Here is a 2523-nt window from a genome sequence, read left to right as displayed (position 1 = left end):
GCGGGCGGCCGGCAGCACCGCGGCGCGGACCTTGTGCACGGCGGGGGTTACGGCCTCGCGGCCCGTGCGCGAGAGCAGGTAGGCCCGGTACATGAGCTGGTTGACGGGCAGGTCCCAGCTGCCCGGATAGCTGACCTCGTAGCCGCCGAAGGAGCGCTTGAACCGGGAGAAACCGGCCCACGGGTGGTCGGGCTCGTCCTCGGGACTGACGCCCCACATATCGAAGTGGCGGATGCCGGCGGCGCGGGCGTCCATCATCATGGTCACCACCAGCGGAATCCCGGCGTTGAGCTTGCGGTGGGCGTCGTCCGCCGCGGCGTGCGCGTACACCCGGGTGGCCTCCGTGTCGTAGGACAGCGCGGCCGCGATCGGCTGCCCGTCCAACCGGGCGATGAACAGTTTGGCCGCGCCGGCCGGGACCAGGGTCCGGGCTGCGTTCCGCAGGTAATCGTCGGACTGGGCCTTGAACTCCGCGCGCTCGGAGACGTCGTGCAGGAAACCCAGCAGGATTTCGATGTCCGCCGGGTCGCTGGAGACATCGAACGTGACGCCCTTCTTGTGGATATTGCGGTACAGGTTGCGGCTGGTGCTGCGCATGGCGGCCAGCAGATCCTCTTCCGGCTGGCTCAGGTCCAGCATCCAGGTCAGTTTCGGCTGGACGTCCACCGGTGCCTTGACCAGGCCCAGCGACTGCAGCGCCGCCTGCGGCCGCTGGCCGAGGTCGGTGCCGACGGGTTCGATCCGCACGTAATGGGCGCGTTGTTCCGCGGCCAGGGACTGCAGGGCGGCCAGCGCGCGGATCAGGGCGGCGTTGTCTGCCGCGGCCGGGCCGTACGGGACGTACAGGAACTGGCCCAGGGGCGTCTTTTCCGCGATGGCCAGCAAGTTCCAGCCGTCGCCGCTGCGTTCGAAGACCTGTTTGCCCAGGCTGCGTTGAAAGTCGGCCCAGGGCGCAGACTGCAGGATCGAAGCGGTCAAAGTGTTGCTCCCGTTCGTTGTTGATCGAATTCATGTGTGCCGCCTGAGGTGGTCACCGCGAACAGCACCGCGCCGGTTCCGGTGTCTCCGGCCGGGTGCACGTTCACCGGTTGTTCCGTGTCGGGGATGAACGCGGCCTCGCCGCGGCCAAGCATCAGGTCGGACTTCGGGGAGTCCAGCAGCACGCTGCCGGACACGGCCAGCACGATCGCGGGGCCGTGCTGGGCCAGCGGCACCGGGCTGCCGCCGTCGGCCAGTTCGATGCGCTGGAGCTGGAACTCGGCAAAGGGCGGGCAGTACAGTTCCTGGCCGGCATCGGTGATGGTCGGTTCCACCATGGGCGGGGCGATAGGCCGGAAGTTCGTAATCTTCACCAGTTCGGGCATGTTGACGAACTTCGGGGTGAGGCCGCCGCGCAGCACGTTGTCCGAGGCCGCCATGACCTCCACCCCGAGGCCCTGCAGGTAGGCGTGGATGTTTCCGGCGGGCAGGCACAGTGCCTGGCCGGGGGAGAGTTCGACCAGGTTCAGCAGCAGCGAGATCAACGCGCCGGGGTCGCCCGGATACAGTTCGCCCAGGCGGGCGACCGCTGCATATTCGGTGCCCAGGCTGCCGGCCGGTGTGGCCGCCAGCAGGCGGGTCGTGTCCGCGGCGAGCCGGGTGGAGCGCTCCCCGCCGTCCAGCAGCGCCACGAAGGCACCGCGGAGGGCCGCTTCCTCGTCGCCGCCACCCAACAGTTCCAGCACCTCGTCCAGGAGATCCAGGGCCGCGCCGGCGTCTGCCAGCCGTGGTTTCAGCCCGGCCAGCAGCCGCGCCGCGTCGCGCGGGGGGCGGAAACCGCACAGCGCCTGGAAGTCGCTGAGCGCGAAGATCATCTCCGGCTTGTGGTTGTCGTCCCGGTAGCTGCGCTGCGGGTCGTTGAAGGAGATGCCGGCCGCATTCTCCGCGGCGAACCCTGCGCGGGCCTGCTCGAGCGTGGGATGGACCTGGAGCGACAACGCGGAGTCGGCGGCCAGGACCTTGGTCAGGAACGGCAGCGTGGCGCCGAACAGGCCCAGGACCGTCTCGCCCAGGGCGGCGCCGGGGTTCTCCTTGATGAACTCGTCGAGCGGCCGTTCGCCTCCGGCCAGCTGCACCCGTGACGGGGAGTCGGGGTGCGCGCCGATCCAGAGTTCGGCTTCCGGCCCGCCGGACGGTTCCCGCCCGAACAGCTCGGCAATCGCCGTCGTCGAGCCCCAGGCATAGGGACGCACTACATTCGTCAACCGATACATGTGAAGCCTCTTCCTCGTCCTTGTTCCCACGATCCTCTCAGACCCCGCGCCGTTGCAGCATTCCGGCAGCACCCGCCCCCCACCGGGGGGACGCCGCCGGACCGGCGTGGCAGCGGGCCGGGATCAGGGGACCGAGCACTTGCCGTTATTGGCCACCAGGGCGCCGAGCGTGGCGGTATCGCCGATCTCGGCCAGCTGCTGGAGATACTCCGCGGTGACCTGGGGCTCCGCCGGCGCCTCCGGGGCGTCGGCCGCATCCGGTGCCGCCTCG

The 2523-nt window shown here is 69.8% G+C and carries 2 protein-coding genes; both read right to left on the bottom strand.

What is annotated here, in order from left to right:
* Positions 1 to 978 (bottom strand): lipid II:glycine glycyltransferase FemX (locus tag AC5RUJ_RS14435; protein WP_494156063.1); only part of this gene is annotated, 978 nt, incomplete at its 3' end.
* Complete coding sequence (gene manA / locus AC5RUJ_RS14430) at positions 975 to 2252, bottom strand: mannose-6-phosphate isomerase, class I (protein WP_494128037.1); 1278 nt, start codon at positions 2250 to 2252, stop codon at positions 975 to 977. The genes manA and AC5RUJ_RS14435, both read right to left, overlap by 4 nt.
* Positions 2253 to 2523: the final 271 nt, after the last annotated feature.

The organism is Arthrobacter sp. Y3223164 (assembly GCF_059091005.1).
This window is presented reverse-complemented; position numbering and strand designations above follow the sequence as displayed.

Coding starts and splice junctions, on each gene's coding strand:
- manA (WP_494128037.1), bottom strand. CDS start 2,252: ATGTATCGGTTGACGAATGTAGTGCGTCCCTATGCCTGGGGCTCGACG.